This window comes from Treponema endosymbiont of Eucomonympha sp., assembly GCF_001028545.1.
In genome coordinates this window covers 1-835 of record NZ_BBPW01000274.1, presented here as the reverse complement: position 1 = coordinate 835, position 835 = coordinate 1, and the positions used below count along the sequence as shown (strand labels likewise).

General features: G+C 53.7%; 1 protein-coding gene. It reads right to left on the bottom strand.

The features are described from left to right. Positions 1-835 (bottom strand): DNA methyltransferase (locus tag AWU74_RS06490; RefSeq protein ID WP_162504954.1); only part of this gene is annotated, 835 nt, incomplete at both ends.

The window sequence follows — 835 nt, the reverse complement described above, 5'->3', positions numbered from 1 at the left end:
TTTTGCCGTCAATACCCAAGTCATTGCGCTGTTTCGCGTTGGGGACGCCGCCGAACTGCCGCACCATGAAGCTTTCAAACTCAAATGCGTTCTCATAGCGCAGCGTGTCGTAATCGTATTTGTGCAGCTCCACGGTGAAGGGCGCGGCGAACAGGTCGCCCTGCCCCTGCGGGTTTTGCTGCCGGTTCAGGCGGTATTCGGTAACCTTGACCGCCTGCGGCGACTGGTCGATTCCGAGCCAGCGGCGCCCCAGTTTGTCCGCCGCCGCGATAGTCGTGCCGCCGCCCATAAACGGGTCGAGCACCAGAGCGCCCTCATCGCTGGCGCATTTGATGATTCGCTCAAGCAGGGCGAGCGGCTTCTGCGTCGGGTAGCCGATTCGCTCGTCTCTGCTTCTAAAGACACAGTTATCCCAAAAATTATTGATACTGGAGCCGGGCATTTCGTCTAAATAGCGTTTCAAATACGGTCTACCGTGAGGCGAAAACCAAATAAGACCGTTTCGCTCAAACTCGTTCAAGTTTTCTTTTGAATACGCCCAATATCGTCCTGTGGGCGGCAGACACCCGTGCCATTCATAACTGGTGTCGCCGCCCGGTTTGGCAGCGGATAGTTCCGACGCTTTGAAACGCCGTCCGTCGGGGTCGGACTTGCTGTAGGAGGCGGCAATATAGTCGCTTTTATATCGCTCAAACTGTGAATTGAACGTATAAACCTTACTGTCCTTCGCGTAAAAATAGATAATATCGGTAATACGCCCAAAATGTTTTGCGCCCTGCCTCGAATCATTATGAGGGTTCGTGGTGCGTTTCCACGAAATTTCATTCACCAGATT